This is a genomic window from Bacillus sp. MYb209, assembly GCF_002975175.1.
GTDB lineage: Bacteria > Bacillota > Bacilli > Bacillales > Bacillaceae_G > Bacillus_A.
In genome coordinates, this window is the sequence record NZ_PCNZ01000082.1 from 1 (window position 1) to 5,482 (window position 5,482).

Annotated in this window: 3 protein-coding genes and 3 pseudogenes; 5 read left to right on the forward strand and 1 reads right to left on the reverse strand. The window is 34.1% G+C overall.

The genetic code is table 11. The features are described from left to right. The first annotated feature begins 552 nt into the window (after positions 1 to 552). The gene (locus CQZ94_RS30045) at positions 553 to 2,160 is read left to right on the forward strand and encodes a family 14 glycosylhydrolase (RefSeq protein ID WP_374954564.1); all 1,608 of its coding nucleotides are present in this window, start codon (positions 553 to 555) and stop codon (positions 2,158 to 2,160) included. Positions 2,161 to 2,291: 131 nt separating this feature from the next. Next, a pseudogene (locus CQZ94_RS30050) lies at positions 2,292 to 2,585 on the forward strand (IS6 family transposase); the annotation flags it as partial. Between the two features lie 324 nt (positions 2,586 to 2,909). On the opposite strand, the gene CQZ94_RS30055 reads toward CQZ94_RS30050, so the two are convergent. Next, positions 2,910 to 3,749: a peptidylprolyl isomerase gene (locus tag CQZ94_RS30055; RefSeq protein ID WP_105588353.1), complete on the reverse strand. Its 840-nt coding sequence runs from the start codon at positions 3,747 to 3,749 to the stop codon at positions 2,910 to 2,912. 167 nt (positions 3,750 to 3,916) lie between these two features. Between CQZ94_RS30055 and CQZ94_RS30060 the strand changes: the two are divergent. The 3 genes and pseudogenes from CQZ94_RS30060 to CQZ94_RS30070 all read left to right on the forward strand — a co-directional run. Further along, positions 3,917 to 4,026 (forward strand): annotated as a pseudogene (locus CQZ94_RS30060) (transcriptional regulator); the annotation flags it as partial. 219 nt (positions 4,027 to 4,245) lie between these two features. Beyond that, positions 4,246 to 4,812: a plasmid pRiA4b ORF-3 family protein gene (locus tag CQZ94_RS30065; RefSeq protein ID WP_078180830.1), complete on the forward strand. Its 567-nt coding sequence runs from the start codon at positions 4,246 to 4,248 to the stop codon at positions 4,810 to 4,812. A 79-nt stretch (positions 4,813 to 4,891) separates the two neighbouring features. Continuing rightward, positions 4,892 to 5,380: pseudogene (locus tag CQZ94_RS30070) on the forward strand (IS6 family transposase); the annotation flags it as partial. Positions 5,381 to 5,482 lie beyond the last annotated feature (102 nt).

Sequence of the window (5,482 nt, forward strand, 5' to 3'; positions counted from 1 at the left end):
CCAGCTCATTTTTTTGTTTTGGGGGTGTTTACTTTTCTTAAGTTGATGGGCATGTGGCGGGACCCCACATCCATCAACTTAAGGATGTGGGGCCCAAAAAAGAAGGAATCGTTGCCGTGCCCCTACTACGTAATCACCAACTTTTTACGCTCGAAAGGTGCGTGAAAGCATGACATAAAATTTTGGTCATCGCTACCTTCCTTGAATTTCAGTAAATTACACTTATTACTGGTTTAGTTTCGTGATGTCTTTTTTTCAAAATTTGACCTTTGATAACTCTAATCTCTATTATTTTTCATTAGACATATTACCGCAGGTCCTTTCGGGGGGGATGGGCAAAAACACCCATATATATAAAGCTAGTAAAATACGAAAAAAAATAATGCAAACGATTGCAATAAATGGTAACATGTAAGCGTATACATACATATTTGTAATTACAAATATAGAATGAAATCCTTTGCCTTCATTCAAGTTTTTATTATTGGTAGTCTTAATTTTCAGAAAAGGAGAGAGCGTATGAAAAAATATTTAAAAGGCTGTAGTATTGCCATGTTATCTGTTCTTATATTGTTTGCTTTTTCAATTTTTCCAAGCCAGAGTTATGCAGCTGTAAACGGGCAATCAATGAACGGAAATTACAAAGCATATATTATGGCACCGCTAAAGAAAATACCGGATATGATGACATGGGAGACGTTTGAAAATGATTTACGCTGGGCAAAACAAAATGGTTTCTCTGCCATTACTGTTGATTTTTGGTGGGGAGATATGGAGAAGAACGGAGATCAACAATTTGATTTTTCTTATGCGCAGCGCTTTGCACAATCTGTAAGAAATGCTGGTATGAAAATGATTCCGATTATTTCAACGCATCAATGCGGCGGTAATGTTGGAGATGATTGCAATGTACCACTTCCTTCTTGGATATGGAATCAAAAATCAGATGATAGTTTGTATTTTAAATCGGAAACAGGAACGATTAATAAAGAAACATTAAATCCGCTAGCTTCAGATGTAATTCGAAAGCAGTACGGAGAACTATATAATGCTTTTGCAGAGGCGATGGCGTCGTATAAAGATGTCATTTCGAAGATTTATTTATCGGGCGGTCCGGCTGGAGAAACACGTTATCCATCTTATACGTCGGCCGATGGATCAGGTTACCCGTCTAGAGGAAAGTTTCAAGCTTATACGGAATTTGCGAAAGAGCAATTTCGTTCTTGGGCATTACAAAAATATGGATCTTTAGCAGGAATAAACAAAGCTTGGGGGACAAACTTAACTTCTATGTCACAAGTACTTCCTCCATCTGATGGAAATCAATTTTTGACAATCGGCTATCAAACAAAGTACGGTGAAGATTTCTTAAAGTGGTATGAAGGTGTGTTAGAAGAGCATACAAAATTGATAGGTGAATTAGCTCATTCTGCATTTGATAATACGTTCCACGTACCAATTGGAGCAAAAGTTGCCGGTGTTCATTGGCAATACAACAATCCAAATCTTCCGCGCAGCGCTGAAAAGCCAGCGGGATATAATGATTATAGTAGTTTGTTAGACGCTTTTAAGAGTGCAAAATTAGATTTAACATTTACCTGCTTAGAAATGTCAGATAAGGGAACATATCCAGAATATTCAATGCCAAAAACACTTGTACAACAAGTAGCTAAGCTTGCGAATGAAAAAGGGATTGTCCTAAATGGCGAAAATGCGTTAAGCATAGGAAGCGACAATGAATATAAGAAATCAGCTGAAATGGCTTTTAATTATAACTTTGCAGGATTCACACTGCTTCGTTATCAAGATGTTATGTACAACAATACATTGATGGCACAGTTCAAAGATACTTTAGGAGTTACTCCTACTTCGCAAACAATCGTTGTAAAAAATGCACCAACAACTACTGGAGATACAGTGTATATTGCTGGAGATCGTGCCGAATTAGGGCAATGGGATACAACGATATATCCTATTAAGTTATCGTACAACTCTACTTATGGGGATTGGAGAGGCACAGTTTACTTACCAGCTGAGCGAAATGTTCAATTCAAAGCGTTTATTAAGCGCCAAGATGGAACGATTAAAGCATGGCAGCCAAATCAGCAATATTGGACGCCAATTCCGGCGACTTCTACTGTGTATACGGATTTGTGGTAGTTTCATTGCTTAAAAGAAGCTTTTAATTTTTGGTGAAGTAAACAATGATAAAGAGCAAACGGTTCTGGTGCAAAAAATCTATAAAACTTGGACATACTGATATTATCAATCTACAAAAGGTCGTGATCAGTATGAAAAAGCAAAATTTATTTAAGTGGAAACATTATCAATCTGATGTGATTATATTAACAGTCAGATGGTACCTACGGTACAGCCTAAGCTTTCGTGATTTGGTGGAAATGATGGAAGAACGAGGCTTATCTATTTCTTACACAACCATTATGCGGTGGATACATCAATATGGTCCTGAGTTAGATAAACGAATTCGGCGCTATCTTAAACAAACGAATGACTCCTGGAGAGTCGATGAAACATATATCAAAGTAAAAGGTCAATGGATGCATCTATATCGTGCAGTGGATTCCAACACATCCATCAAGCTAAGATTTTAAAGTACCCCCTAAATGGAAATTTTGTGTTTTTATAGTACCGAAGTTTATTTTTATCGTTTTGGGGAACAACAGATTTTTTAACTTGATAGCAATGTGGAGAGACCCCTTATTCAACATAAATATGACAATGATATAGCTAGTTTTTATACAAATAAATAATTAAGATATAAGATGTTATAATAAAAATGAAATAAACACTCCTACTTATTTTTAAGGCAAGTAAGTAGATTTTATTTCATTAGTTTAAAGCTATGTACAAAAAAATAACCCCTAGGGGTTATTTTTTTGTACATAGCTTTATTTTTCAAATTCTTTAAAAGTATCTTTTAAATCTTTATCTGTTATTTTTACATCTGCTTTCTTGAATAAATCTTTAACGAATTGTTGTTGCCATTGTTGATCTTGTGAACGCTTCTGTTCCAATTCCTTACGAATATTATCTTTTTCTTGATCAAAAGGTTTTAACTCTTTTTTCTCTGTTAATTTAATAATATGGTAACCATAAGAAGATTTTATTGGATCACTTACTTGTCCAGCTTCTAATTTATAAGCAGCTTCTTCAAATTTAGAATCCATTTCACCCGGACCAAACTCAGGTAATTCTCCACCTTTTTCTTTTGAACCAGGATCTTCTGAATATTGTTTTGCTAATGCTGCAAAATCTTCTCCATTATTTAATTTTTCTTTTATTTCTTTCGCCGTTTTTTCATCTTTTACTAAAATATGACTTGCCTTTAATTTTGGTTTATAGTAATCTTTCATTTCTTTTTCCGTAACTGAAGCTTTAACAGCTTTTTCAAAGGCTATTTGCGTTTTTATTTTCGTTTTAAGATCATCTTCATCTTTAGCACCAGCTTGTGTTAAATAGGCTTTAAAATTATCACCCATTTGTTTTTTTAATTCTTCAACTTTTTTCTTTGCTTCATCATCTGAAACTTTATATTTATCTAGTAAAATCTTGTCTAACATTACTTGTTGTAAAACAGGTTTTCCTGCTGTCTCTTTTAACTTTTTATTAAATTCTTCTTGTGTCAAATTTCCTGATTTCGATGTAACAAGATTATCTGAATTACCACATGCAGATAATAGTAAAATACTGCTCATTGCAGCACCTATAAAAATATGTCGTTTATTCAATGTTTTATACCTCATTCTATAAATTGATTTATAGTCTAGTATATTTTATTTCCTTAATAAAACAAAATTGTTATAAGAAATAGATTCTGTTTATTTTCATTAAAAATGTAATATAGATTCACTAAAAACAAAGGCTTTCAACCTGCTTTTAAGCATAAGCTAATGGCTGGAGTAAAAGATATTACCATATTTCTGGTTGGTTGGGATCTGAAATAGCCAATCTTTTTTTGAACAGGGATGGATTACAAAAGAAGAAAAAAGTCGAGCAGTCCATCTTTTCGTTTTGGGGAACATTTAATTTCTTAAGTTGATAGCGATGGGGTCACCATACCATTTCGGGAAAATTGTACGTTTAGACATATTTTGGACACATTTTAATACATTCTTTGTAAAATATCATAATTTTTGATTCCTTTGATTGACTTTTACTATCTATTTCTCATGATTTCAGTGAAAATGAGAAATATGCCAGTATTTCAAACGGGAGGAAACAAGAATGAAATGTTATCAATTACATTTGGAATTAGTGGGATGTCCTTTCCCCATTTGGAGAAAAGTTATTTTACCAGCAAAATTAACTTTTGATGATTTACATGACGTGATTCAATGTTTGTTCCAGTGGGAGCACCAACATTTGTTTGAATTTACTGTAGGTAAATATGTCATCTCAGCCCCACCTGATCTGAGCATTTCCTTTTCTACATTGGGAATGACTACGCCTTCTCCGATGCTACATGCAAATAAAACTATGTTATTTGAACATATCAAAAAAAAGGATCAGATTTTTCAATATGTATATGATTTTGGAGATCATTGGTTGCTACAGATTCAAGTTGAAAATGTACTAGATCAATCTTCTGATGAAGTAACGTGTATAGGAGGAAAAAATGCAGCCCCTTTAGAAGATATTGGAGGCATTCCAGGATATCTTGAATTCTTAGAAGCAATAAAAAATACTTCACATCCACAACATAAACTCTATTCGGAATGGGACTTATTAGATTTTGATTCTTCTTTCTTCGACATACAAGAAGTGAATAAAGGATTAGCCTATTGCGATTGACTCATAAGTAAAGGGGTTCTGTTGCAAAGTTCTCTACATGAAGCTACACTCTAGGAAACAGGATCTAGGAGAATTAGACATGAGATATTTTAAAGGAAAACAATTCAAGAAAGATATTATTTTAGTAGCTGTCGGCTACTACTGCCGTTTTTCTTTAAGTTATCGAGATGTATCTGAAATCCTGAAAGAACGTGGTATTTCAGTGCACCCAACAACCATCATGCGATGGGTTCATGAATATGGCAATCTCATCTATCAAATTTGGAAAGTGAAAAATAAATCTCCACGCTTATCTTGGCATTTGGATGAGACTTATATCAAAGTTAAGGGAGAATGGGGTTATCTCTATCGTGCAATTGATAAAGATGGACACACATTGGATATTCAACTTCGTAAAAAACGGGATCATCAGGCTGCCTATGCCTTCATGAAAAGATTAGTAAAACATTTTGGAGAACCAACGGTTCTCACTACAGATAAAGCGCCGGCATTACTTTGCGCATTTAACAAATTAAGAAAACAAGGATTTTATCAAACTACAATCCATTGTACAATCAAACATTTAAACGGTTCTGGTGCAAATACTTAGGAAAGATATAAAGAGGAGAAAAGTTTCCTAGTGGAATCTAGTCTTAAGCAACAATTCCAAATAGTTGATGGATGAACTTCA